Genomic DNA, 24,479 nt, shown 5'->3' with positions numbered 1-24,479 from the left:
TTAATATTTTCAAACTGTGCTCCAGTACTCAATTTTGATACTTCAAAACTGCCATTTTTAAAGACTCCTTGTTTGCCACAATAGTTGGGTCAGAATAAACTTTAGCTGAAAGCTCTGCTATTACTGCCTTTTTAAATCCAAGCTTTACCGCCACTTCCTCACAGTATTTTACTTCACTTAAAAAAACCTCCTTATCAATTTTCATTAGTTGAACTACATTGAAGAGATATTCAAATTTTTCATCATCAGTCATTGTGCTCAGTGGGGGTAATGGTTCTGGGCTCTCCAGCAATCCGTTAATCTCATCTTCAGAAATTCCATTGGCTTTGCCCACCATCAATATCATATCTCTTTCATCGTCAGCAAAGTCATTATCAATGTTTGCTAACTTCACTAGCATGCTTAATTGTGATTTAATACTCATTATTTTATCAAGGTTATAGTAAATGCCGGTTGCATTCAAAGGTAAGAATTTAAATCAATTTGTATGTTCAAATAGATTAGGTAGGTTTTTATTAGTTCTAACTAAAGATACATAAAATAACAGGATCACCATAACGGCATGAATCATTAGATCAAATCAAGCCCTTATTTCATAATCAATCGCGTTTTGTTAAAAGCTCACAATCGATTTTATTAGATAAATTAAGAATTCCATCAGCATTATTTAGTGAATCGGAAACAAATATCAACAAGGCCTTGAAGTTGAAATGCTTACATATTTGACATCAGTTTGCCATTAGTTTAAAAAAATGCTTTAATTTAGAAACCCAATCAGCATATTAAAAACATTATATATATTGAGTTGTGCTTTCTTTACTCTATAACATGTAGACCTAGCATAACTTAAAATAATACAATATATGGGCATCATAATACCGTTGATTTTAATCGCGATAAGCTGTGTAGTAATATGGAGAGCCGGAGATGGCTTCATGACTGCATCAGAATATATAGGCAGAAATCTTTCAGAGGGAGTACGAGGAGCATCAATTAATGCGATAGCCAGTTCTATGCCCGAAGTGTTTACTTCATTGTTTTTCTTGTTTGTTTTAATGGATGCCGATGGTTTTGCTGGTGGAATAGGTACCACTGCAGGTAGCGCCATATTCAACAGTATGGTTATTCCCGCCGTTTCGGTTATTGCAGTCATTGGAATCGGCTTAGCTCGAAGAATCAAAGTTTCCAAGAAGGTGATGCTGAGAGATGGTATTTCTCTTATCATCACAGAAGCCATTTTCCTAGTTCTTATCAGTGGGTCAGTATTAGATTGGTATCACGGCCTTGTATTGATGGGCGTGTATGTGATTTACATCACTTACATGTTTATGTCTATGAGAAGCAATCAGAAGAACGCCGAATCGAATGATGTGGAAGAAGAAGAAGAAGAGGAGGAAGAAGAACGTGGAGAAGCACCTTCATTCTTTATCAGCTTGATCTCATTCAACCTGGAAGACCTTTTTATCCGAAACAATAAAGTCACAGGAAAAAACGCTTGGCCACTACTTATATTTTCAACCATGTCTATTGCAGCTGTATGCTACTTATTAGTAATTGCCTGTGAATGGATGGGGTCTGAAGTATATGAAGTACCCTACTTAGGGTCATATAATGGGTTGGGTATTCCATTGATGTTTGTGGCATTGGTGCTCGCTTCAGCAGCTTCCAGTTTCCCAGATACTATTATTTCTATAAAAGATGCACAAAGAGGGCAATATGATGACGCCATATCAAACGCACTGGGAAGTAACATTTTCGATGTTTGCTTTGCTCTAGGCTTTCCATTGTTCATTTTTTGTCTTTTGCATGGGCCGATACAAATGGAGCCTTCTGATATCGCCATCAGTAGTGAAATTCGATTCTTGCTATTATTATTAACGATTTTAGCGGTAATCATATTCACATCCTCGCAGTATATTGGCAAAACAAAGGCCTTCTTGCTCTTGGGTATTTATTTTGTATTCATTGCCTATATCATTGGAAGAAGTGCTAACAACCCGATCGCCAACTCAATCGCAGATTTCCTTGTATCTACAGTTAGGTTAATTATCGGCTGACGATAACAAACGAATTAAAGAAACTAAAGGCGAATCGAATGATTCGCCTTTTTTGTTATCCCAGTTTGAATGTAATGGGTAGAATCATCCGAACTTTCACTGGTCGTCCTCTTTGTTTGCCCGGCGACCAATCTGGAGCGTTTTTAATTACACGAACAGCTTCTTCATCGCACCCTGCACCAATGCCTTTAATAGCATGGACATTCGTGAGCTTTCCACTCTTATCAATTACGAATTGAACATATACTTTACCTTCTATCCCCATGCGTCGTGCTTGGTTTGGATATTTCATCTGCTTCGCGACATGCTGATAAAAGGCTGACAAACCTCCCATAGGCTCAGGCTGAGTCTCGACGATGTCGAATATTTCATCCGGTTCCTCCGTCGGCAATGGTTCTTCGAAGATTGGATCCTCAATAACCTCTGTTTCTTCAAATTCAGCATCGATTATCACCTCCACTTCCTCTTCAATTTGATCCTCATTGGGCACAGGCACTAAAATGGGTTGTTTTACTGGAGGGGGCGGTGGAGGAATAACTGTAGCCGGAATATCTATCAAATCATCAAACGCTGATTCTGGTTCTGGCAACACACATATAGCATCTTCCTGAAACCGCCACTCAAAGGCAGATACGACCAGCATCAAACTAATGGCAAGCCCTATGTTGAAAAAGACGCTTCTCTTCCGTTCCAAATCGATCTTTGGATTTTTTCTTAATTCCATGATTATTGAATTTATAGTTAGTAATACGTTCACCACCTTGGTGAATCAGAACTAAGACTATCCCGGGCGAGTCTCTTTTCTTTTATTTATTCTGTTTTGAACTCATCAAAAATATCAACCTCATCTTGCGACTCAGGTACCTGCCTTTCCTGAATTCTTTTTATACCAGAGTACATCATGGCGCCAATGGCCAAGGCCGCTAATACAATCGCCAATATCCTAAACCAACGACCTTTCTTGCCTTCCTTTGGCTCTTTGGGGTAAAGGCCTTTGAAATCCATGTGTCTTTCAATCTGACCTTTACTCAACGCCTTCCTCCTCAATCTAATGTCGTATCTAGTCATTCTTCAGCTCGTTCATTTTTTCATATCGCTTCTTCAATTTATCGAGCGAGCGATACATTTTCATTTTAACAGCACTTTCTTTTTTATCTAAAATGAAGGCTATCTCCTTGAAATTTTTGGTTTCAAAAAATTTCAATTCCAATATTCTAATTTCCTCTTCTTCCAACTCACCGATCAACTCAGTCAGAACCCTTTGCTTCTTTTCAATATCTGCATCATCGAGTTCGCTACACGTCATTACCAAATTCACCTTATGATCTTCCAAACTCAAGAGGCGTTTTTTGTTATCTCTGTAATGTTTATTGGTTTCATTGGTAGCTATTCTATATAGCCAAGCCCCAAATGGCACTCCCCTGAATTCAAATTTATCTAACGAATGCATAGCATTCATGAATACTTTTGATGTCAGGTCTGCAGCCAAATTCTCATCGTCTGTTTTCCTATGAATATACCTAAAGATCGCCTCATAATACTTTTTGTAGATTGGTTCGAAGTATCGCAAGTCCTCCTTCGCCTTGGCAATCATTTCCTCTTCTTCCCAATCTTTACGGTTTTCTGTATCCAATGAATTAATCTTTGTAGGTATAATCCGGCCTATCATAAAAAGTCACAGCTATATATCAAAAATAAGCGTCTTAAAATAATGCCATACATAGATATGTGTTAATTTCGGTCTATGACTCAATCTCCTGCCATTGTCGATAAAAAAAAGTATCGCACCGTTTATCTTCGCAAGCGAAAAATGTTGAGTGCTCAAGATTTCGATAAAAAAAATGCAAGACTCCTTTATCACTTCCATCAATTCTTCGAAGAGCATCCTGGATTAATCGTGCATTCATTTCTTTCTATAGAAAAAAACAAAGAAGTAAATACCTGGCCCTTGATTGAATGGCTAAAGAACAAGAACAAACAAATCGTAGTTTCGAAATGTAGCACTAACAGCAACGAGTTGACTCATTACCTTTTTGAAGACTACAAACAACTCAAAGAAAGCAAATACGGTATTCCAGAACCACAATTTGGTACCCAGGTTTTGCCAAAAGATTTAGATGTAATCCTCATCCCTCTGCTGGTATTTGATCGCAAAGGACAGCGTATCGGTTATGGTGCAGGATACTATGATCGATTCTTATCTGAATGCGCTCCGGATTGCGTTAAAGTGGGGCTGAGCCTAGCTCCTCCACTGGACGAGATTCTATTTACTGAATCACATGATATTCCCATGGACTATTGTATTACTCCGTTGGGTGTCTATGAATTCAATTCATAAATTCGCAGTATGAGTAATATCTTAGATGTAGTAATCATAGGTGCCGGTCCTATAGGTCTGGCTTGTGGAATTGAAGCTGAGAAAAACAATCTTTCCTACCAAATTTTGGAGAAGGGTTGCCTGGTCAATTCGTTATACAACTACCCTATGAATATGACCTTCTTCTCTACCTCCGATAAGTTGGAGATCGGAGGAGTCCCTTTCATATCCCATAACAATAAACCAACAAGAGCTGAAGCACTTGAATACTACCGGCGGGTAACCACTTCCTGGGATCTGAATGTAAACTTGTATGAAGGAGTCAAAGAAGTAAAAAGAAACGAATTTTTTGAGGTAATCACAGAAAAGGCCTCCTACAAAGCAAAGCACTTAGTTATTGCTACTGGATTTTATGACCTTCCTTTTTTGCTCAACGTACCTGGTGAGAGCTTGCCTAAAGTAAAACACTACTATGATGAGCCCCATCCTTATTTTGGGCAAAAAGTGATCGTTGTGGGTGCAGCCAATTCAGCTGTGGATGTGGCCCTAGAAACTTATCGCAAAGGCGCTGAAGTCACCATGGTGGTGCGCGAACCAGAGATCAATCCTAGAGTGAAATATTGGGTCAGACCTGATATCGAGAACAGAATAAAAGAATCTTCTATCAAGGCTTATTTTGATTCTTCTATTACTGAAATAAGAGAAACCGAAGTGGATATTAAAACCCCAAGAGGTCCTTTGACATTGGCCAATGATTTCGTTTTGGCCATGACTGGCTATCAACCAAATTTCTCATTCTTACAATCACTTGGCATTACCATTGGCAAGGATGAGATGCAAACACCTATCCATAACCCTGAAACAATGGAAACAAATATTGAAGGTATTTATCTCGCTGGGGTGATTTGCGGTGGCCTTCAGACTAATAAATGGTTTATTGAGAACTCTAGAGTTCATGCTGAGGTGATCATTAAAAAAATATCAAAGAACGCCTAATGTTTGAGCAGTTACCCACTCCTACGATTGAAGTATTCATAATGAGTGCTGTCTTAGGGAGCATTACGCTGATATTTATGGGAGCAATATTGGCGATAGCGTTGAAAAGGGTCGATAAATTTCGCTGGGCTTCTTATTTGTTCATCCTCTTTTTGACCTTTCCGCTTGGTCAAATGATATCTTCCTACATTTGGAGTCAATGGCCTTTTTCTTTTGATATCATGTTTGGCCCCATTTTTCTACCTGGCCTCGTAGGTTATGGCATACTGATAATCATAGGGTACTGTGCGGTCCGTTATTTAAACAAGCGCTGACGAGTATATTTTATTGATAAATACTATGATATTTGAACTTCATAGAATTGATTACTGTTGAATATTAAACCATAAAAATTACGGCTATTCGAAGTACCATATTCTTATTGTTGTTACTCCTTTCAAGTTTTGCGCATGGGCAAACTTGTTGCACAGGAGGAGTACCAGTACTTGATGCCTTTGCTATGCCTAATACTAGCCAAGGTCAATGGAGCACACACTTATTCTATGGATACAACTATAATAATGACCTTTTTTTTAATGACGAATCAATAGGGAATTCTCATATCTCGAGAAAAGTCTCATCTCTCTTATTTCAAATAGATTATGCGCTCAGTGATCAATTTGGCGTTTCACTTTCAATTCCATATTTATGGCAAAAAGAAATCGTTGACCTCTCTGTCAACAACACAGAATATGTCAATAAAGGAATAGGAGATATTGGTGTCTGGTTGACCTATTCAAAAAAATTCAATTCATTAAATCTAAATTCAGCCTTAAGCATAAAGACACCCACAGGAAGTACAGATAAAGAAGGAGAAAACAATCTTGCTTTTCCAATAAGTATGCAAACTGGAACTGGCTCTTATGATTTCGCGTTTATAGTTCAATCAAGTTGGTATTTAGGAAAGAAGAAAAAGTTCTCTCTTGAGAATCAAACTGCACTGCGTTTAAATTCAAAGGGTAAAAATTTTAAGGCGCACCCTAATTATAAATTCGGAAATCAGTATTTGATTTATGCCGGCATGGGTTATCATATTCTTTTATTCAATTTAGTAACAGATATGTTTCTTGGGACATCCTATCAATATAGAAGTCAGGACGAGTTTGATGGAGAGTTTGAAAATACCAATACTGGCGGACACTGGATCAATTCAAGCGTTGGCATGAATGTGTTTTTAACTCCTGAATTTTTCTTTTCAATAAATGCCAGTGCTCCTTTATATAGAAACTTGAACGGGTTACAGTTAAGCACAACTTCACAACTGAGTGCTTCAATAAACATGGTACTATGATAAAAAGGTTTTACACTTTCTTGGTTTTGGTGTCTTTGTTATTCTCTTGTCAGGAAGACGAACCACTGAGATCTTCTGAACTAAACCTTGTTCAGGGAGTAATCAATGATGAGTTTTCGGGTGAGTCAGTAGCCATTTTTGCTGATGGTTTAAATCAGACACTAGTAGCGTTTAGCCGTGATCACTCTGAATATACCGAACCACTAATCCTGAGCATGTCTCCAGACATTGCACCTGCTGTTCTTCAGGATCAATTTGGAAACACTTATGACATCAATGGTAAATCACTAGATGCTGAAGGCAGCAATAACCTTGACCTCAATAAGGTCAATTTCTTGGTAGGGTATTGGTTTTTCTTTCCTGCATTTTTTGAAAGTACAATCCTTTATGATGGTCGGGTCCTTACCCATACGCTAGACCAGCCGTCCGAAGGATGGTTAGTCAATAGTGACTTCATTTTCACAGGAAGCTCTCGCGACGGCATCCCATCTATAGACAATCCAACGTTTATACCTCTTTCGGGAAAAGAATTTGTGGATGATCCTTTTTACAGTTCATTAGGCCAGCATGATTTGGTAACTGTTCTTACCGTGGGGAATTCTAGCCATGTCTATCCTCACAAAATTCTAGAGTACCATGAAATTGTAAATGACAAAATAGAGGATATAAATATTGCCCTAAGTTATTGTCCTTTAACTGGTACCTCCAGAGCTTGGAGGAGTGAAGTAAAAGATGATTTTTCTGAATTTGGTGTCTCAGGGCTTTTGTACAACAATAATCTCATTTTATATGATCGCGCTACTGAGAGTTATTGGTCTCAGATATTAGAGGTTTCCATCAACGGAGATTGTTTGGCAGAAGAAATAAGTCCAATTCAAGTTTATGAATCCACCTTTAACAGAGCTAAACGACTCCAAGGCGATGTCAAACTTCTAAGTACGAATACAGGGTTTAACTATCTATATAATCAATCTATATATGATGATTACAGGATTTCTGAACGTGTTTCTTTTCCCATATCCAACCAAAATAATAGTCTTGGACCCAAAGAACGGGTGTTAGGCCTTATCAAAGGTAAGCAGGTTAAAATCTATACTTTTGATGATTTTAAAGATCTCTGAAATACCTTTCTGCCTCTTTCAACACTTTGGGAGATAGGTAAATAGCAGAAACCATAGTGGGAACCGCCATTAGGCCATACATCACGAAGATGAGGTTTACCACGCCATTCAATGACCATACGGAACCTATTACAATGATAGCCACATACCAATAGTTAAATAGATGGCCGTGCTCTGCACCAAATAAATAAGAAAAGCACTTTTTTCCATAATATGCCATACCAAAAACAGTAGTAAAGGCAAAGATCAACACTGGAATAAAAAGTATGTAATGGCCAACCACAGGAATAGAATTTTCAAACGCCTGAGCAGTCAATGAAATACCATCATTTCCACCAGCTTGCCAGACGCCAGTAGAAAGAATACAAAGTCCAGTCATCGTACAAACAATGAGCGTATCAACCACTGGCCCTAACATGGCTACAAGCCCCTCTCTGATAGGTTCATTGGTTTTTGCAGCCCCATGCATCATAGGCGCAGTTCCTATACCGGCTTCATTTGAGAATGCTGCTCTTTTGGCTCCTTCTATGATAACGGCGCCGACGGCTCCCCCGAGAACAGCATTGGCCGTAAAGGCATCCTCAAAAATCAGGAAGAAATTTTCTAACACAGACTCTGCGTTGAGAAGCATAATCAACAGTACACTCAAGCCATATACTACAACCATAGCAGGTACTAGTTTAGAAGCTACATCTGCAATTCTCTTTAATCCTCCAAAAATGACTAGTGCTGTGAAAAATGTAATGACCAACCCAATTCCTACATTGATAACCAGTTCATTTGAACCCATCCATCCCATGGGCCTGAGGATAACGTCCTTAGTAACCTGCACAATTTGGTTCGCCTGAAAAATAGGTGTAGCACCAAACAATCCCGCTATACAGAAAAATGCGGCTAGTGGCTTCCAAACCTTCGGCATACCCTCACGAATCACATACATAGGACCACCTTGCAAATCACCTTGACTGTCCTTTCCCCTATACATAACGGCAAGTGAGCAAGTGAAGAATTTCGTTGTGATGCCTAGTAGAGCACTTACCCACATCCAAAAAATAGCACCAGGACCACCGGCAACAATAGCTAGGGCTACTCCACTGATATTGCCCATTCCAACAGTAGCTGCCAAATGACCAGATAAAGCTTGAAAGTGGCTGATTTCTCCTTTTTCCTCCTCACTATCATATTTACCTCTCAGTACGTCTATACCATGTTTGAAGTATCGAAAAGGAAGAAATCGAGCATAGAAAGTAAAAAACAAACCTCCTCCAAGTAGCAAAATAAGCAATGGCATACCCCAGACATAACCAACGGCAACATTGAAAAAATTCTCCAGAGACTTTAGTATTTCAAACATGTTTAAGTATTGTAATTAGAGCATGGGAGCTAAATGTTTCCATACATTTTCAGTGAGAATTTGGTGGCCTTCCGGCGTTGGGTGAATTCCGTCTTCAAGGTTCAATTCCGGGTTACCAGCAACACCATCAAGCAGAAATGGAATCAACGGAATCTTATATTTTTTTTCCAAGTCAGGATAAATTTTTTGGAAACTATCTGAATACTCTTGGCCCATGTTAGGTGGTACCATCATACCAGCAAGCAATATTTTGCACTCAGGATATTTCTCTTTCACCTTTCGTATAATGGATTCAAGGTTTTTTCTGGCTTCTTCTACACTAATTCCTCTTAACCCATCATTTGCTCCCAACTCAAGCACAAAAATATCTACAGGATTTTTTAGCACCCAGTCTACTCTTGAGTTGCCACTCGCTGTAGTCTCTCCGCTCAATCCGGCATTCACAGTACGATAATTAAAACCAAGGGAATCCAAACGCTCTTGTATAAGGGCAGGAAAGGCTTCTGATAAATCTAATTGATAACCTGCTGTAATGCTATTACCAAAAAAAAGGATGGTTTTCTTTTTTTGTGCTGACTCTACCGCTTCTGATTTTTCGGAAGATCGATTACTTGCTTGCTCCCTTTTACTTTCAGGCTGACAAGCCATAAGCAAATACAATACAATGAGTACTATTGACCTATTCATCCGTCGAAGATAGGAATTTATATGGAACCCATCGCACTCTACTTCAGCACACTGCCTTTAGCTGCCCACCAGGGTTTGACGTCTATGGCGAGCCTTCCAGCTTTCACTGCTGGGTCATTGCTAATGATACTATCAGCTTCGGCTTTGGTAGCTACATCATAGATGACGATACCTCTCATATCTCCATCATCACCAAAAGGGCCCGCGATCAACAAACTACCTGTCTTGGCATTCTCACTCATATAGTCGAGGTGTGCCTGCTGTATCTCAGCTACTTTCAATGAATCAAGTTCTGGCTTATCCGGCACTCTCATAAGAAATCCCATGAAATACTGCTTCATGATGTAGGTCGTATCCCCGTCTTGATATTCAAATTCACGAGGTGTTTGACCAAAACTAAATTGTGACATCAGACATAGGCAGAATAGGAACGTAAGTTTTTTCATGGTCAATAAAATCTAATTGAATATCCAAGTTAATCAAAATGACGAATTTCATAGGATTTGTTCCTAGAGCAAACTTTTTTGAGATTATTCTAGTTTAGGTAAAAAGCCTAATTTTGCAGGGTTCAATGCAACTGCCTCGAAATTTATTTAATTTCGCGGTGCAACATTAAAGTCAAGAAGCGTATGAGATGGATCATGAGATCGAAGATTCACAAAGCGGTGGTCACCGAGGCGAATCTTAATTATGTAGGAAGTATCACTATTGATAAAGACTTAATCGATTTGGTTGGGTTGAGAAAAGGTGAGAAAGTACAGGTGGTGAGCAATACATCAGGTTCACGATTAGAAACTTACGTGATCGAAGGGCCAAGAGGCTCAGGGGCCATTTGCATGAATGGGGCGGCCGCTCACTTAATTAACGAAGGAGAGGAGATCATCATCATGGGTTATGAATTGACAGACCAGGAGATCAAACCACAGACTATCCTTGTTGACGAGAATAATAAATTCGTGCAGTGGCTCGAAGAATCGTATGAGCTCAATCGAGACATGAATTTCAACTAATTATTTCCGGCGATAAAGCCCTTGGAAATATAAGTCATACTTGCACAGATAAACTTCTGGTATTACTTTCCGTAAAATTCGGAAACATCAGATTACATGTCTACAATTCTTAAGGTCGAAGGACTTTCAAAAACTTATCAAAGCGGATCAAAGTCACTTCAGGTACTTCATGATATAAGTTTTACCATTCAAGCCGGCGAATCATTGGCTATCGTTGGCCCTTCGGGCAGTGGCAAAACCACTCTTTTAGGATTGGCTGCAGGTCTCGATCAATCTGACGAGGGTTCTGTAGAAATCAATCAGATCAAACTCAATAGCCTTAATGAAGATGATCGAGCACAAGTCAGAAATGAACATGTGGGTTTCATTTTCCAGAATTTTCAATTGATCCCTACATTATCTGCATTAGAAAATATAATGGTTCCATTAGAGCTAAGAGGAGATAGCGGAGCAGAGCCTATCGCTAAAAACTTACTAGAACAAGTAGGGTTAGGTGAGCGTGCCGACCACTACCCTTCTCAACTATCAGGTGGCGAACAACAAAGGGTAGCCATAGCCCGAGCTTTTTCTAATGAACCCAAAGTCCTCTTCGCAGATGAACCAACCGGCAACTTGGACGAGGAAACAGGGCAAAAGATTGAAGATCTACTCTTCACCCTAAATAGAGAAAAGGGCACCGCACTGGTATTAGTGACACATGATGTCGAACTCGCTCGAAAAACTGATCATGTCATACACCTAAAGGGTGGAAAAATGGTTGAATCCTCTATGAAAGCTTCTATTGCCAGCTGATATGGATAGCAAAATCTCCGTAACGCAGAAAAAATATTCTCGCAGTTGGTTGTTGAAAATGGCCTGGAGGGACAGTCGAAGAAGTAGGTCTAAACTACTCCTATTCACTACTTCCATTGCCATCGGAATAGCCGCATTGGTTGCCATCAATTCTTTCAAAAGAAATCTGGATGAGGAAATACAATTGCAAGCCAAATCGCTACTAGGCGCTGATCTGGAGATCTACAGCAAGCAACCGTTCACTAGGGCGCAATTTGATCTTTTGGATTCCTTAGGAGAAGAACGGTCGAGCCAAACCAGATTCGGTTCTATGGTTTACTTTCCTAGGACGGATGGTACACGTTTGGTTCAAGTACGAGGAATCCAGGGACAATATCCCTACTATGGAAAAATAGAAACCGAGCCTCATTGGGCAGCGGGAGATCTAACCAATGGAAATTATGCGCTAGTTGATGAAAAGCTGATGCTACAGTTTAATGTAGAAATCGGAGACGAAATTCGTATTGGAAAACTTTCATTAGAAATCCGAGGAAAACTCAAAAATGTACCTGGTCAAAGTGGTATTTCTACTTCCATCGCACCAGTAGTCTATATCACCCAGTACAACGCCTTCCAATCCGGACTAATCACCAAAGGAAGTCGTGCCACTCACTCTGTGTTTTTTAAATACCCCACTGAAGCCATGGCAGACGACATTATTGCGACACATGGTAAACGTATAAAGGAACTTGAGTTAAGAAGTGAAACGGTGGAGGAAAGAAAACAAGATACGAGTGAAGCGTTCGCCAACATGTCTATCTTCCTGAACCTAGCTGCTTTCATTGCCTTGCTGTTGGGGAGCATTGGCGTCGCCGGTGCAGTACACATATATCTTAAGGAGAAGAACCAATCCGTGGCCATCTTACGCTGTTTGGGTGTGAAAAGTAAGCAAGCCTTCTATATCTATCTCTATCAGGTACTATTTATGGGATTGATAGGGTCAATCATTGGCACCGCTCTTGGACTTGGACTTCAATATTACTTACCTAAACTATTAGGTGAAATATTGCCATTTTCATTTACACCCAAAATATTCGGTATTGTTATATTTGAAGGCATTCTTCTTGGGCTAATTATAGCCTTTCTATTTGCTTTATTGCCTTTGATAAAGTTGGGTAAGATCTCTCCGTTACAATCCATAAGAGCGGCTTTTGAATCAACAGAATCCAAAATCAGCAAGGCTTCAATTGTTGTATTTTCCAGTCTGGTTCTGTTCTTACTTGGATTTGCCTATTTTCAAATCGGAGAATGGAAACAATCTTTGATGTTTGTAGGAGGGTTGGCCGTTACCTTTGGGTTGCTCACTTTGGTCGCCAAAGGGCTGATGACATTAGCCAGAAGAATTTCATCTCGAACTCGTTCATTTTTAGTAAAACAAGGCATTGCTAACCTGCACCGTCCAAATAATCAAAGCACGATTCTCTTACTTACCATTGGGATATGTGCAGTACTGATCTCTACTCTCCTTTTTTCAAGATATATATTGGTAGAACAAATCACTCTGACAGGCGCCAATGAAAGACCAAACATGGTGTTGTTTGATATTCAAACCAAACAAAAGGAAGAACTTAAAACCTTGGTCGTAGACTATGACCTACCCGTGGTTCAGGATGTACCTATTGTCACCATGCGACTCAAAGAAATCAATGGCATCAATAAAAAAATGGTTGAAAAAGACTCAACGTTAGATATTGAAAGTTGGGTTTTCAACCGTGAGTATAGGGTTACATTCCGAGACTCCCTGATCAATTCTGAGACTTTGGCCAAAGGAAAATTACCATCTAAAATAGAGTCTCCAGAAGATACCATTTTTGTCTCAGTGTCGGAAGGTTTTGCTAAAGGGCGCAAATGGGAAATTGGAGATGAGCTGCTATTTAACGTACAGGGGGCACTAGTTAAGACTTACATAGGAAGTATCAGAAAAGTGGATTGGCGCAGAGTGCAAACTAACTTCTTGATTGTATTCCCTACGGGCGTGCTGGAGCAGGCTCCACAATTTCATGTATTGGTTACCAAGGTAGACCAATCAGATGTTTCCGCGAGGTTTCAACAAGCGGTCGTTCGACTCTTTCCCAATGTATCCATTATCGATCTTGAGCTTATTATTAAAACAGTAGAAGAAGTCCTCAACAAAGTCTCATTCGCCATCAACTTTATGGCAGCATTTAGTGTACTCACTGGGCTCATTGTTTTGGCTGGATCAGTGGTACTGAGCAAAACTCAGCGTGTGCAAGAAAGTGTACTACTAAGAACTATTGGTGCAAGATCTCACCAAATATTCTGGATTACCTTTTTGGAGTATCTGGCCTTGGGAGCAATCGCCTCTACAGCAGGCCTGCTTTTAGCCCATACATTTAGCTATTTGCTTGCTGAATTCATATTTGAAAATGACTTTTTGTTCAGTATTTACCATTCCATATTGATCTTTTTGGCCGTCACATTTGGTACTGTAATCATTGGGTTATTCAATATCAGACCAGTATTAAAGAAAAGCCCTTTAGAGATTTTGAGAAGAGAAATTTGAGGGTGGCGTCATTATTGCTTGTCTTATATGTAACTAATTCAAGAAGTAATGAAACATTTCGTAGTGATTTTAATGATCATACTGCTGAGTTGTTCTGCCACTTTCCTAATGATTTAGTTGTTCTTTCGCGCCTTTCTTTCAACATCATTTACTTAAGTGAAGACATAAAAAAGGGAAACCCGAAACGAGTCTCCCTTTTGTCAATTTGAAATAAACTTTCTTATGCAGTCACTGCATCAGCAACTTTAGCAGTCTTTACCGTTTTGATAATTCTTGCTGCGATTTTGTAAGGATCTCCATTAGAAGCAGGTCTTCTGTCTTCCAACCATCCTTTCCATCCGTTTTCTACCGTAGCGATAGGAATACGAATAGAAGCTCCTCTATCAGATACACCGAAAGAGAATTTGTCGATAGACTGAGTCTCGTGATCTCCTGTCAATCTTTGATCATTCTCTGCACCGTATACGTCGATGTGCTCTTTTACGAATGGGGCGAATGCTTCACAAATAGTTTCGTAAGTTTCTTTAGATCCACACGTTCTCAATACTGAGTTTGAGAAATTAGCGTGCATACCAGATCCATTCCAGTCACCTTTGATTGGCTTTGGTCTCCACTCGATAGAAACACCGTACTTCTCAGCAGTTCTTTCCAACAAGTATCTTCCGATCCAAATCTCATCTCCAGCTTCAGCAGCTCCTTTTGCAAAACATTGGAATTCCCATTGTCCGGCAGCTACTTCGCCATTAATACCTTCAACATTCAAACCTGCGTCTAAGCAAAGGTCCAAATGCTCTTCTACGATTTCTCTTCCGTATGCATTGCTTGCTCCTACAGAACAGTAGTATGGCCCTTGCGGTCTTGGGTAACCAGCTTCTGGGAAACCAAGTGGCTTGCCAGTGTTGTTGTCGATCAAGAAGTACTCTTGCTCGAATCCAAACCAGAAATCATTGTCATCATCATCGATAGTCGCTCTACCGTTACTTTCGTGTGCAGTACCATCTGCATTCAATACCTCAGTCATTACTAGGTATCCATTTTTTCTATCTGGATCTTCGAAGATCGCTACAGGCTTCAACAAACAGTCAGAAGAACCACCTTCTGCTTGCTGAGTTGAACTGCCGTCGAACGACCACATTGGGCAACTTTCTAGCTTGCCATCGAAATCGCTTACGATTTTAGTCTTGCTTCTTAGACTTTGCGTTGGCTTATAACCATCCAACCAAATGTACTCTAACTTTGCTTTTGCCATTTTACTTAAATTTTAGCTTTTACTGTTTTACTTTAATTCTTTTCAATTTGCGTCTCGAAAAATCGGATGACTAAGCCCTAGTTCTAAAGGATTTGCCAAGGCACCCATAAGAGCACCCCGGCAAAAGCTAAATCCTAAATTTTCTTAGAACGCATATACTGCTGCCAGCGTAAACGATGACAGGCTTTTTCCATACACAGGATTGATAGTAAATGGGTTGTCTGGATCTGTTACGTCCCAACCATCATTACTTTCTTCGAATCCGTCGTACGACAACATATCTATTCTGAATTCTGGAATAAATGTCAGGTTACCTACTGAGTAGTTAGCCGACAAAGTCAAATCAATCACGTTTTCATCTAGAGCAATGGCTCCTACTCCTTCATCTTTGAAGTATTCACCTCTAATTCCCATTGAGAAATCATCAGAGAAAGAATTCTGAACGTAGAGTGCAGCTCCAGTGAAGTTATCCTTTGCTTTCGTAGCATTAACCCCCAAGTAAAGTGCGTCTGTAAGGTCCCATCCAGCAGTCAAATCCACTTGGTAGAAATCATCTGAAAGAATAGTATTCAAATAAGCTCCGCCAAATCCTAACTGAGCACCGAAGGCATAGTCTCCAGTTGGGTTGAAATCTGTAGCATCAGTTGGGTTCAATACCGCCAACATCAAAGAAGCATCGCCCAAAGCGATATCAGCTTTCAATCCAGTGTGTGAGAATGGTCCATAAGAAAACATATAAGAAGTTGAGTAGTTATAGTTTCCTGTTGGAGAGATCACTTCATAACCCAAGAAGGTATTGAAGTTACCAATCGTCAAGGTCACCTTTTCACTCACATTCCAATATGCGTACAATTGATTTACAATGCTAGAAGAAGCAGTAGTTGATAAAAACACCGCATCTGTACCTCTAGGGCCGAATGCTAGATCAGCTACAAAACCAGTTTTCTCACCGTCCATGCCGATGATTACATTGGCCATACCAAGTGCAAATCCTGTTTGGTTAGCAAATGAAGTAGTTGGAGCCAAAGAAGTTCCTTCAGTAGCGTCATTTGATCCACCGCTCAATACGGCTCTATAATAAGCATCTACACTACCTGAAATTGACAGTTCAGGTGCACTTGACTCCTCTTGAGCTACTGCAGTACTAGATATGGCGAAAATTGTCATCATTACAATGCATAGAAATTTCTTCATGATTAAATTTGTGTTTTGGTTCATAAATTTGTTTGACAGATTTGTGATTTTAAGTCCTGCTTGGGCATGTTGGCAGACATGCCCGGCAGGCTCTTTTTTTATTAATCGTCGTAAACGATTGTATATCCTCTGATACCATGTTCATGCGTATCGAGTCCTTCTGTTTCGTGTTGTTCTGATACTCTCACTCCCACTGTTTTCTTCAATAGGAAGAAGATGGCGAATGCGATAGGGAATGCTCCCACAGCGTACATAGCCACACCGTAAAGCTGAGTCATGAACGAGTGTTCAGGGTTAGTAGAAAAGATACCTACAGCAAGCGTACCCCAGATACCACAAGTCAAGTGCACAGATACAGCACCTACTACATCATCCAATTTGAATTTGTCAAGTGTGATAGCAGAAAGCACAACTAGAATACCAGCTACTGCGCCTACAATCAAAGAGTTGTTTACTGAGATCACATCGGCACCAGCAGTGATACCTACCAATCCGGCAAGGATACCATTTAGTACCATTCCAAGATCCAATCTTTTGAAAACCACATAAGCAGTCAAGAATCCGAATAGTCCACCAGTACAAGCAGCCATAGAGGTAGTAACCAAGACAAATGATACCGTATCAGGGTCAGCAGAAAGTACAGATCCACCATTGAATCCGAACCAACCTAACCATAGTAAGAATACGCCGATCACTGCCAATGGCACTGAAGTACCTGGCTTGTCGATTACTTTACCATCTACATATTTTCCAAGTCTTGGTCCGATTACAATGATACCGGCCAATGCACCCCATCCACCTACAGAGTGAACCAATGTAGATCCTGCGAAATCGTAGAAACCAGCTGCATCTAAGAATCCAGCTCCCCATTTCCAGCTACCTAAGATTGGGTAAACAATACCTACATATAAAAGCGTGAAAAGCATGTAAGTAGAGATCTTAACACGCTCGGCTATAGCTCCAGAAACGATCGTAGCAGCTGTGGCCGCAAACATTCCTTGGAACAAGAAATCAGTCCAATAAGTATATCCTCCACCAGCATAATCGATAGAAGCACCATCGCCAGCGTCTAAACCGAATCCTGCAAATCCTAGGACACCATCGATGATACCAAACTCACCAGGATACATCAAGTTGAACCCACAGATCATATAGGTAACCAATCCTAGAATAGGAGTGATTGTGTTTTTAAATAAAATATTTACGGTGTTTTTTGATTGGCCAAAACCGGCCTCGACACCAGCAAATCCTAAGTGCATAATAAACACCAAGGCAGTTGCCAACATCATCCAAATGTTGTTAGCTGTGAAAAGTGCTCCAGCACTCGCAGCTGCTGCTTCCGCTACCGCGTTGGTAACTTCTGCAGGAACTTCAACCACTGTTGCTGCTTCTTCAACTACATTCGTCAACAGATTAATCATAGCATTAATTTTTAGTTCTAAATTGTTTTCCTCAGGAAAGACCCACCTTGGGCTTTCAAGCTTTTCTCAATGAATTTTGCAATTTTCAAGTCAACTGGGTTAAAATCTGACCTGACAAAGCTGTTAAGCTGCTAATTCAAACTATTTGGGGATGTTTTTAATGCTGTTGAGATGCTAAAGTAGTATTTTTACGTATTACTACGTAATTTTTATACCTACTTTTTCAGTAAATGCATGAATTATTACATATCTCGCCAAAATCTTACCCTGAAATTGAATTATTTGCAAAATCAGCATTCGTGGATACGTGCATTTGCAGAATTTTCACCCAAAACCACTTTTTACTTAATCTGATTTAAACAATCCAACCTATATCTGAGTGTTTTTTATAAAAACCCAGTATTATTTATATCCTTACCAATTGAATATGTCTTGACAAACACGATTATTCCGCATTATTGATAGATTAGCAGAAACAATACTTGACCATTGAGTACCCACCGACCAACAAAAGACATTGGCCAGAAGGCCGAAGAAAAAGCACTTCAGTACTTACTCAATAAAGGCTTTGTACTTCGCGAAAGAAATTATCGATGCAAACGTTCCGAGATTGACTTGATCTTAGTTGAATCGAAAACCTTAGTATTCGTTGAAGTGAAGTATAGAAGCACCAGCCAATTTGGACATCCAGAGGAATTCGTTTCAGACAATCAAAAAAGGTCGATCTTGCAGGGTGCAGAACACTACATAACCGAACTAGACTGGCAAGATCCGATAAGGTTCGACATCATAGCCATTGATGCTCAATTTAACATTACCCATTTCGAAGACGCGTTTTATTAGCATTCGTCAGTTTAATGAAAATCATGAGCAATTCTCATGAATAAACACTAACTGACATCCTCTCAATTCGTTTCTCGAATCTTACAATCACAACACATGAAGCAAAAAACCTACAACCTGGCCCAATTAAATATCACCAAGCTGAAAGCTGACTTGGATGACCCCATTATGAAAGAGTTCAAGGACTTTCTGGCACCTGTCAATCAACTGGCAGAGGAAAGTCCTGGTTTTGTTTGGAGATTCAAAGACGAAACAGGCGAGGCTGCCATCGATGTGGAGACTCCTTTTGAGGACTCTATGATATTTATAAACATGTCGGTTTGGACAGACTACGAATCACTGAGAGCCTACACTTACGATACCGTACATAGTTACTTTCTGAAAAGCAGAAAAAAGTGGTCAGAAAAAATAGACGGTCATCAGGTGGTACTTTGGTGGATTGAACAAAGTCATGTACCTACATTAGCGGAAGCAAAAAGTAAATTGGATACTCTTGAAAAGAATGGACCTACTCCATCGGCATTTGGTCTGCAAAAGATATTTGAACCAGAATAAGCTCTTACTCTTCTAATTCAGAAAAGACCAGCTACTTCCTATGGTCACATAAATAGCCCATTCTTCAGGGCCTCTAGCTATGTCTATTCCTGATCTCATACCATATAGTCTCGCAATTAAATAGCGAAAACCGGCACCGGCATTCCACGCAGAAGTTGCTTTGTTTAATTGACTGGTGTCCAAATCTTCAATATATGTCTGACCATAACCTGCAAACCCGACCAAACCCCATCGGGAAGTCAAGCCTAAATAATTTTCCATTTCCACCAATGCAGTCAACTCTCCTTGATACCTCATCGCTGGAACACCTCTCAACTTGAGATATGGCTCACTATAAAATGGGACATCTCCAAACGTTTTTATAGTCTCAAATCTCAAGGCCGGAATCCATTTTTCAGATACAGGTATGTAAAGAAGAGAATACAAGGTCAGTTTGCTAAAATTTCTATCTGAACCAATTAACTCCATATTTTGTAAGAATTCCGTATGGAGTTTAAATCCTGATGATGGTGATATTTTGTTGTCCAATTTGTCAAATTCTGCATTCAGCGAAAGTCCACTAGCTACCAAATTCAAATCACGCTCCGGCAATATTATTTCAAGTTCTCCAGCATCAATATCTGTATTCAGATACTGGTAACCAAAGCCAAGAAGAAAAGGCGTTTCTTTGATTCTGAAATACCAGGAAGGCATAAGTGCCAGACTGCCGAGCGTAAATTCTATGGATTCTACAGGAGAAGTTTGTGAGTAATAATTCAATACTACATTTCCATATCCACCCTGAAATTTAAATCTGACTTTATCATTAAACCAATAGCCATTGTACATTCCACCCGCTACCCAGGTGCCATTCTCCGTGAGTCCTCCTCCAACCCCCAATATATCGGGTGGCAATATTTCTCCACCTGGCCCTTTTTTGGGCATTAGAAACACACCTGCACCTACGGCACCAAATCCAATGGCTGGCTCTGTTATTGGCATGACGACGGGTAAGAATCCACTATAGTCCCTGAACCAACGACTAATATCTAAGGCATTGTCTAGCGTATCCCTAAAAACACCTTGCTTCTCCTCTTGAGCAAACGATGGAAAGTTTAGAAGTAAAATGAATGCTAAAACACATTTTAAATGCTTCACAACAGGAAAGTTAGAATATTGAATTTTTGCTATCAATAGGCATAATCAAAGCCCAAAACGATAGTTTAAAGAAACCATAAGTTGCTGTTTTGATTTCAGAAATCCATATTCTGTTCGAAATTGCCAAACAGGGCTGTGTTGATAATTAAAACCTAATAGCATATTCCATTCATATTGGAGTCTTTTGTCAAACTTATAATGTACAGTTGTTTCACTTAGACCTCGAAGCAATTCACTTGCACTTTCTCCCACGCCTACAATAGTATTTGCCACGCCATGAACAGTATTGTAAGTTGCCGTTTGCCTGGCCTGCTCCACTCGAGACAGCTCATCCCATTCAGGGCTTGAGGTATAGTCGTCCCATGCTGCTTCTAACTCTGCTATGCCTTCATTCGCACCATCCAAACGATCATCCAAAGCGTCTAATGCGGAGCCATCTAAATTCAAGGCTTCTCCCAATCCAATCTTACCAGAGGTTTGATTGTCGAGTTTCTGAAACTGGGCACCTCCCCAAAAAGCCCAATATCTACCTTTTGTTTTTGTAGGAATTCTTTTGATAACCCTTAACCCGCTGACTTTGACAAGGACGGGCTTGTCCAATCGTTCATTTGTAGTCCATGACCAACTATAATCAGCGGCTAATGCCACAGGACCTAATGGAGCAATACCCAATAAATTAATCCCGTAATATTGACCCCTGATGTCTGTGACACTTTCTATGGCAATAGGAGATTCTAGGCGGATAACTTGCTCTCCCCAAACTCGTCCGTAATATCCTCCAACTGAGAAGAATGGAAAAAGCCAAGTATCAAATCTAAAATTCAAGGTATTGATTCGCCCAGAGGAAGGTCCAAACACAATCAAATCACTGACTGGTTGTAGTCGTTCAAAATCAGGCTCTTCACCTGGTTGAGTAAAGGCCATCGAAAAATTGTCCAAAACAATATCCTGTCGGTTGAATAAAGTACTCACCATTAGCCCATGGGGGAGCGGTAATTCATATCCTCTTTCATAGGCCTTTTTACCAAGGAAAGGCATTTTGTAAGGGTATTCTTTTCCAATTTGAGCACTATCAATCTTCTGGGCCCAAGCAAAAGAAGTGATCAGCACAAATATGAGTGTAAGTTTAATTTTCATGGTATAGGATTCAATCTTTTTCAAGATAATAACTTTTACAAAACTTCGGAAAATTCCTTCATTGACCGAAAAAGAATGAAAAAATTAAAAATTGAAATAACTAGCTGGTACATATCAATAGTCTTTGTTCACTCTGATTACCAATTGAATGATCGGTATCCATGAACCATACCATCCATGACCATCGTTTCTGTCTTCGATGCCAAAGGCATTGATTAAACTCAGGGTATGCATCTCATCGAATATCACTGTGGCTCCACCTCTTCAAAAAAATCCACAACCACCTCCTTTTGTAAGTTTTCTTGATCATATTGAGTTTGAAATTCAATAAATTTACCACCTAATTCAGCGTCCATTTCCTCCTTTGTCCGCTGACTAGCTTCGCCTCTTTCAAAACTTGATCCTCGCGGTCTTTGTCTTTAATGATCTTTTTCAAGCAGTAATAGTCTTCTCTTTCTGGCTTTAATAATTTCCTCATGCTTTTTTTATAACTAGAAACAATTTTGTTCCATTCAGAGTCTGACAAATTGTTAAGAATTGAGCCCCTTATTTCCAACTGATTTTCATAGTAGGTCACATAAGAATTTTTTATACCCTCAAAAATTCTTTGAATATTTCTTCGGTAAGCAACTTATCATCATGGTATCTCTGAAAAGTTTTAGCCTGATTGTTCAAAGTGTTTTGAAATGCCTGCTGCTCATTTTTAAATGCTTTGGCTCATGGACAATCGCTTTTTCACGAGGTTTATCCTTAACAACCTTTTTTACATTCTTTTTTAATTCTGAGGTAGTATAAATATAGCTGATCAGACATACCAGAGTGAAAGCACAGCAACTGTAAGCATATTTTTCCTCCAATTAAAATTTAAATGCTGATCAACGTTCTAATACTTTACTGTAATCCAGTATGCAATAGTCCTCTCAATCAATAGAATTGATCTTTTTTTAGCTTGACATCATATAGATCCGTTCAATCAGATCCTTAAACTTATCCTTGATGATTCTGCGTTTCAGTTTCAAGGTAGGAGTAAGCTCACCACTATCTATTCCCCACACCTTTTCAACTAATTCAAACTTTTTGACTTGCTCCCAGTTACCAAACTCTTCGTTGTAGCGAGCTATTTCGGCTCCGAACAATTTGACTACCTCAGGATGAGCGATTAAGTCCTTCTGTCCCAATTCGGAAATTCCCTGGCCGTTTTGCCATTCTTTAAGTACTTCAAAATTTGGAACAATTAAGGCAGATGGGAATTTTCTACCTTCCCCAACCACCATGATCTGCTCTATGTAAATACTTTCCTTGAATTTGTTTTCCATCACTTGTGGTGCGATATACTTACCACCAGAAGTCTTAAACATTTCTTTTTTTCGGTCAGTGATTCTAAGAAACCCTTCTTCGACCACCCCAATGTCTCCTGTGTGAAACCAGCCATCCTGAATCACCTCTGCAGTAAGTTCTGGAGCTTTGTAGTAGCCCATCATCACATTTGGACCCTTACAGAGAATCTCTCCGTCCTCAGCTATTTTTACCTCCACATCATCAATGAGTTGACCCACGGCACCTATTCTCACATATTCAGGAAATGCAGCCGTAGCAGTAATAACAGGCGAGGTCTCAGTTAATCCATAACCTTCACAAACGGGAATTTCCGCCGCCCAGAAAATACGAGCCAATCGCGGTTGCAGAGCTGCTGCGCCGGATGAGATTAATTTCAATTTACCCCCCAATGCCTCTTTCCATTTAGAGAATATTAGTTTCCGAGCAATCTTCAGTTTGAATTGGTACCAACCACTAAAATCGCCGTTGGGATCGTAGACTAACCCTAAGTTTATCGCCCAAAAGAAAAGTTTTCTTTTAATGAGTGGAAGCTCATAACCTTTTGACACAATCTTGTCATACACTTTTTCCAATAGACGAGGCACACAGGTGAACATATTGGGACTCACCTCTTTGATATTGTCTCCGATCTTATCCATGCTCTCTGCATAATAGACAGACAATCGATTATATATATAGACATACAGCGCTGTACGTTCATATATGTGGCACATTGGCAAAAAGCTCAAAGTACTATCTTCACCAGGCACCATAGTACCCATAATTCGAGCAGAAACCCCTAAGGTATTAGATACAATATTGTGATGACTCAGCATTACACCTTTAGGCCTACCAGTTGTTCCCGAAGTATAAATGATCGTAAGCAAATCTTCAGGCTTGACCTTATCTTTCAATGCCTCCACTTCGCTCATATCACCCTGTGGGTTCTTGTCCTTGACGACCTTCCAGTTTTCCGTATTTTCAACTTCGTCAAAAGAATAGATATGCTCAATATTGAGTGAAGTTGTTGCCTCCTGTACCTTTCCAATCAACTCCGAATCAGCTGCAAAAATCATTTTCACTTCAGCGTGCTGAAATATATATTCATAGTCCTCGACTGTGATGGTGGGATACATCGGCACAGTCACCACGCCAATTTGCTGACAAGCAAAGTCCACAAAATTCCACTCAGGACGGTTAGGAGAAACGATGGCAGCCTTGTCTCCTGGCTGCATACCAAGTGCTAAAAGCCCGAGGCTCAAGTCATTTACAATCTGAACAACTTCTTCGGTACTATATCCTTTCCACTGACCAAATTCTTTATAGTTGAGAGACTTGGACAAAGGGCCATTTTCTAATTGGGCATAAAGGAAGTCAAATACGCGAGTGGATGTCATCT

General features: G+C 39.9%; 24 protein-coding genes. 10 read left to right on the top strand and 14 right to left on the bottom strand.

Translation table 11 applies throughout. The features are described from left to right. Window positions 1-28: 28 nt before the first annotated feature. Window positions 29-463 (bottom strand): TerB family tellurite resistance protein, encoded by a 435-nt coding sequence (locus ACO6S2_RS04530; protein WP_422361333.1) that lies wholly within the window; start codon window positions 461-463, stop codon window positions 29-31. 400 nt (window positions 464-863) lie between these two features. Here ACO6S2_RS04530 and ACO6S2_RS04525 point away from each other — a divergent pair, with 400 nt between their 5' ends. Then, the gene (locus ACO6S2_RS04525) at window positions 864-2,057 is read left to right on the top strand and encodes a sodium:calcium antiporter (protein WP_422361332.1); all 1,194 of its coding nucleotides are present in this window, start codon (window positions 864-866) and stop codon (window positions 2,055-2,057) included. 55 nt (window positions 2,058-2,112) lie between these two features. Here the strand turns inward: ACO6S2_RS04525 and ACO6S2_RS04520 are convergent, their stop codons facing one another. The 3 genes from ACO6S2_RS04520 to ACO6S2_RS04510 all read right to left on the bottom strand — a co-directional run bounded on the left by ACO6S2_RS04520 (window position 2,113) and on the right by ACO6S2_RS04510 (window position 3,690). Then, window positions 2,113-2,781 (bottom strand): energy transducer TonB, encoded by a 669-nt coding sequence (locus tag ACO6S2_RS04520; protein ID WP_422361331.1) that lies wholly within the window; start codon window positions 2,779-2,781, stop codon window positions 2,113-2,115. 86 nt (window positions 2,782-2,867) lie between these two features. Next, complete coding sequence (locus tag ACO6S2_RS04515; RefSeq protein ID WP_422361330.1) at window positions 2,868-3,125, bottom strand: hypothetical protein; 258 nt, start codon at window positions 3,123-3,125, stop codon at window positions 2,868-2,870. Further along, window positions 3,118-3,690, bottom strand: a complete 573-nt coding sequence (locus ACO6S2_RS04510; RefSeq protein WP_422361329.1) for an RNA polymerase sigma factor — start codon at window positions 3,688-3,690, stop codon at window positions 3,118-3,120. Before ACO6S2_RS04510 ends, ACO6S2_RS04515 begins: the two co-directional genes overlap by 8 nt. Before the next feature lie 111 nt (window positions 3,691-3,801). Here ACO6S2_RS04510 and ACO6S2_RS04505 point away from each other — a divergent pair, with 111 nt between their 5' ends. The 4 genes from ACO6S2_RS04505 (at window position 3,802) to ACO6S2_RS04490 (ending at window position 7,821) form a co-directional block, all read left to right on the top strand. Beyond that, complete coding sequence (locus ACO6S2_RS04505; protein WP_422361328.1) at window positions 3,802-4,395, top strand: 5-formyltetrahydrofolate cyclo-ligase; 594 nt, start codon at window positions 3,802-3,804, stop codon at window positions 4,393-4,395. A gap of 9 nt (window positions 4,396-4,404) precedes the next feature. Beyond that, window positions 4,405-5,370 (top strand): YpdA family putative bacillithiol disulfide reductase, encoded by a 966-nt coding sequence (locus ACO6S2_RS04500; RefSeq protein ID WP_422361327.1) that lies wholly within the window; start codon window positions 4,405-4,407, stop codon window positions 5,368-5,370. 499 nt (window positions 5,371-5,869) lie between these two features. Beyond that, complete coding sequence (locus tag ACO6S2_RS04495; protein WP_422361326.1) at window positions 5,870-6,700, top strand: hypothetical protein; 831 nt, start codon at window positions 5,870-5,872, stop codon at window positions 6,698-6,700. Continuing rightward, entirely contained in the window at window positions 6,697-7,821 is a 1,125-nt protein-coding gene (locus ACO6S2_RS04490) for a DUF3179 domain-containing (seleno)protein (RefSeq protein WP_422361325.1), read from the top strand. Before ACO6S2_RS04495 ends, ACO6S2_RS04490 begins: the two co-directional genes overlap by 4 nt. On the opposite strand, the gene ACO6S2_RS04485 is transcribed toward ACO6S2_RS04490, so the two are convergent. Genes ACO6S2_RS04485 through ACO6S2_RS04475 form a run of 3 tightly spaced genes read right to left on the bottom strand, consistent with a single transcriptional unit; the run spans window position 7,808 to window position 10,308 of the window. Beyond that, complete coding sequence (locus tag ACO6S2_RS04485; RefSeq protein WP_422361324.1) at window positions 7,808-9,175, bottom strand: alanine/glycine:cation symporter family protein; 1,368 nt, start codon at window positions 9,173-9,175, stop codon at window positions 7,808-7,810. The genes ACO6S2_RS04490 and ACO6S2_RS04485 overlap by 14 nt on opposite strands. 15 nt (window positions 9,176-9,190) lie before the next feature. Beyond that, the gene (locus tag ACO6S2_RS04480; RefSeq protein ID WP_422361323.1) at window positions 9,191-9,862 is read right to left on the bottom strand and encodes an arylesterase; all 672 of its coding nucleotides are present in this window, start codon (window positions 9,860-9,862) and stop codon (window positions 9,191-9,193) included. Between the two features lie 38 nt (window positions 9,863-9,900). Continuing rightward, window positions 9,901-10,308, bottom strand: a complete 408-nt coding sequence (locus ACO6S2_RS04475) for a YciI family protein (protein WP_422361322.1) — start codon at window positions 10,306-10,308, stop codon at window positions 9,901-9,903. 195 nt (window positions 10,309-10,503) lie between these two features. On the opposite strand from ACO6S2_RS04475, the gene panD reads away from it, so the two are divergent. From panD to ACO6S2_RS04460, 3 genes are all read left to right on the top strand, one after another. Further along, window positions 10,504-10,872, top strand: a complete 369-nt coding sequence (gene panD / locus ACO6S2_RS04470) for an aspartate 1-decarboxylase (RefSeq protein ID WP_422361321.1) — start codon at window positions 10,504-10,506, stop codon at window positions 10,870-10,872. A gap of 96 nt (window positions 10,873-10,968) precedes the next feature. Then, window positions 10,969-11,664, top strand: a complete 696-nt coding sequence (locus ACO6S2_RS04465) for an ABC transporter ATP-binding protein (RefSeq protein WP_422361320.1) — start codon at window positions 10,969-10,971, stop codon at window positions 11,662-11,664. A gap of 1 nt (window position 11,665) precedes the next feature. Next, window positions 11,666-14,227 (top strand): ABC transporter permease, encoded by a 2,562-nt coding sequence (locus tag ACO6S2_RS04460; RefSeq protein ID WP_422361319.1) that lies wholly within the window; start codon window positions 11,666-11,668, stop codon window positions 14,225-14,227. A gap of 220 nt (window positions 14,228-14,447) precedes the next feature. Here ACO6S2_RS04460 and ACO6S2_RS04455 read toward each other — a convergent pair whose 3' ends face one another. The 3 genes from ACO6S2_RS04455 to ACO6S2_RS04445 form a co-directional block, all read right to left on the bottom strand. Continuing rightward, complete coding sequence (locus tag ACO6S2_RS04455; RefSeq protein WP_422361318.1) at window positions 14,448-15,476, bottom strand: glutamine synthetase beta-grasp domain-containing protein; 1,029 nt, start codon at window positions 15,474-15,476, stop codon at window positions 14,448-14,450. A gap of 144 nt (window positions 15,477-15,620) precedes the next feature. Next, the gene (locus tag ACO6S2_RS04450) at window positions 15,621-16,670 is read right to left on the bottom strand and encodes an outer membrane beta-barrel protein (RefSeq protein WP_422361317.1); all 1,050 of its coding nucleotides are present in this window, start codon (window positions 16,668-16,670) and stop codon (window positions 15,621-15,623) included. Window positions 16,671-16,771: 101 nt separating this feature from the next. Then, a complete protein-coding gene (locus ACO6S2_RS04445) occupies window positions 16,772-18,091 on the bottom strand; it encodes an ammonium transporter (protein WP_422361316.1) in 1,320 nt (439 codons plus the stop codon). A 489-nt stretch (window positions 18,092-18,580) separates the two neighbouring features. Here ACO6S2_RS04445 and ACO6S2_RS04440 point away from each other — a divergent pair, with 489 nt between their 5' ends. Together ACO6S2_RS04440 and ACO6S2_RS04435 are read left to right on the top strand one after the other, a co-directional pair. Next, window positions 18,581-18,934 carry a YraN family protein gene (locus ACO6S2_RS04440; protein ID WP_422361315.1) on the top strand — a complete coding sequence of 118 codons (354 nt, stop codon included), beginning with the start codon at window positions 18,581-18,583 and terminating at the stop codon, window positions 18,932-18,934. A gap of 96 nt (window positions 18,935-19,030) precedes the next feature. Further along, entirely contained in the window at window positions 19,031-19,489 is a 459-nt protein-coding gene (locus tag ACO6S2_RS04435; RefSeq protein WP_422361314.1) for a DUF3291 domain-containing protein, read from the top strand. Between the two features lie 12 nt (window positions 19,490-19,501). On the opposite strand, the gene ACO6S2_RS04430 is transcribed toward ACO6S2_RS04435, so the two are convergent. The 4 genes from ACO6S2_RS04430 to ACO6S2_RS04415 form a co-directional block, all read right to left on the bottom strand. Beyond that, window positions 19,502-20,626 (bottom strand): BamA/TamA family outer membrane protein, encoded by a 1,125-nt coding sequence (locus ACO6S2_RS04430; protein ID WP_422361313.1) that lies wholly within the window; start codon window positions 20,624-20,626, stop codon window positions 19,502-19,504. Between the two features lie 45 nt (window positions 20,627-20,671). Beyond that, complete coding sequence (locus ACO6S2_RS04425; protein ID WP_422361312.1) at window positions 20,672-21,763, bottom strand: hypothetical protein; 1,092 nt, start codon at window positions 21,761-21,763, stop codon at window positions 20,672-20,674. 340 nt (window positions 21,764-22,103) lie between these two features. Beyond that, the gene (locus tag ACO6S2_RS04420; protein WP_422361311.1) at window positions 22,104-22,241 is read right to left on the bottom strand and encodes a hypothetical protein; all 138 of its coding nucleotides are present in this window, start codon (window positions 22,239-22,241) and stop codon (window positions 22,104-22,106) included. A 466-nt stretch (window positions 22,242-22,707) separates the two neighbouring features. After that, window positions 22,708-24,477: an AMP-dependent synthetase/ligase gene (locus ACO6S2_RS04415; protein ID WP_422361310.1), complete on the bottom strand. Its 1,770-nt coding sequence runs from the start codon at window positions 24,475-24,477 to the stop codon at window positions 22,708-22,710. Between the last annotated feature and the right edge of the window lie 2 nt (window positions 24,478-24,479).

The organism is Reichenbachiella sp., assembly GCF_965233835.1.
GTDB lineage: Bacteria > Bacteroidota > Bacteroidia > Cytophagales > Cyclobacteriaceae > Reichenbachiella.
Note: the sequence above shows the minus strand (reverse complement) of the source record. Positions and strands in the feature narration are given on the sequence as shown.

Coding starts and splice junctions, on each gene's coding strand:
- panD (WP_422361321.1), top strand. CDS start 10,504: ATGAGATCGAAGATTCACAAAGCGGTGGTCACCGAGGCGAATCTTAAT.
- ACO6S2_RS04485 (WP_422361324.1), bottom strand. CDS start 9,175: ATGTTTGAAATACTAAAGTCTCTGGAGAATTTTTTCAATGTTGCCGTT.
- ACO6S2_RS04525 (WP_422361332.1), top strand. CDS start 864: ATGGGCATCATAATACCGTTGATTTTAATCGCGATAAGCTGTGTAGTA.
- ACO6S2_RS04435 (WP_422361314.1), top strand. CDS start 19,031: ATGAAGCAAAAAACCTACAACCTGGCCCAATTAAATATCACCAAGCTG.
- ACO6S2_RS04425 (WP_422361312.1), bottom strand. CDS start 21,763: ATGAAAATTAAACTTACACTCATATTTGTGCTGATCACTTCTTTTGCT.
- ACO6S2_RS04505 (WP_422361328.1), top strand. CDS start 3,802: ATGACTCAATCTCCTGCCATTGTCGATAAAAAAAAGTATCGCACCGTT.
- ACO6S2_RS04475 (WP_422361322.1), bottom strand. CDS start 10,308: ATGAAAAAACTTACGTTCCTATTCTGCCTATGTCTGATGTCACAATTT.
- ACO6S2_RS04455 (WP_422361318.1), bottom strand. CDS start 15,476: ATGGCAAAAGCAAAGTTAGAGTACATTTGGTTGGATGGTTATAAGCCA.
- ACO6S2_RS04415 (WP_422361310.1), bottom strand. CDS start 24,477: ATGACATCCACTCGCGTATTTGACTTCCTTTATGCCCAATTAGAAAAT.
- ACO6S2_RS04500 (WP_422361327.1), top strand. CDS start 4,405: ATGAGTAATATCTTAGATGTAGTAATCATAGGTGCCGGTCCTATAGGT.
- ACO6S2_RS04420 (WP_422361311.1), bottom strand. CDS start 22,241: ATGAGGAAATTATTAAAGCCAGAAAGAGAAGACTATTACTGCTTGAAA.
- ACO6S2_RS04465 (WP_422361320.1), top strand. CDS start 10,969: ATGTCTACAATTCTTAAGGTCGAAGGACTTTCAAAAACTTATCAAAGC.
- ACO6S2_RS04490 (WP_422361325.1), top strand. CDS start 6,697: ATGATAAAAAGGTTTTACACTTTCTTGGTTTTGGTGTCTTTGTTATTC.
- ACO6S2_RS04515 (WP_422361330.1), bottom strand. CDS start 3,125: ATGACTAGATACGACATTAGATTGAGGAGGAAGGCGTTGAGTAAAGGT.
- ACO6S2_RS04445 (WP_422361316.1), bottom strand. CDS start 18,091: ATGATTAATCTGTTGACGAATGTAGTTGAAGAAGCAGCAACAGTGGTT.
- ACO6S2_RS04450 (WP_422361317.1), bottom strand. CDS start 16,670: ATGAAGAAATTTCTATGCATTGTAATGATGACAATTTTCGCCATATCT.
- ACO6S2_RS04460 (WP_422361319.1), top strand. CDS start 11,666: ATGGATAGCAAAATCTCCGTAACGCAGAAAAAATATTCTCGCAGTTGG.
- ACO6S2_RS04495 (WP_422361326.1), top strand. CDS start 5,870: ATGCCTAATACTAGCCAAGGTCAATGGAGCACACACTTATTCTATGGA.
- ACO6S2_RS04480 (WP_422361323.1), bottom strand. CDS start 9,862: ATGAATAGGTCAATAGTACTCATTGTATTGTATTTGCTTATGGCTTGT.
- ACO6S2_RS04520 (WP_422361331.1), bottom strand. CDS start 2,781: ATGGAATTAAGAAAAAATCCAAAGATCGATTTGGAACGGAAGAGAAGC.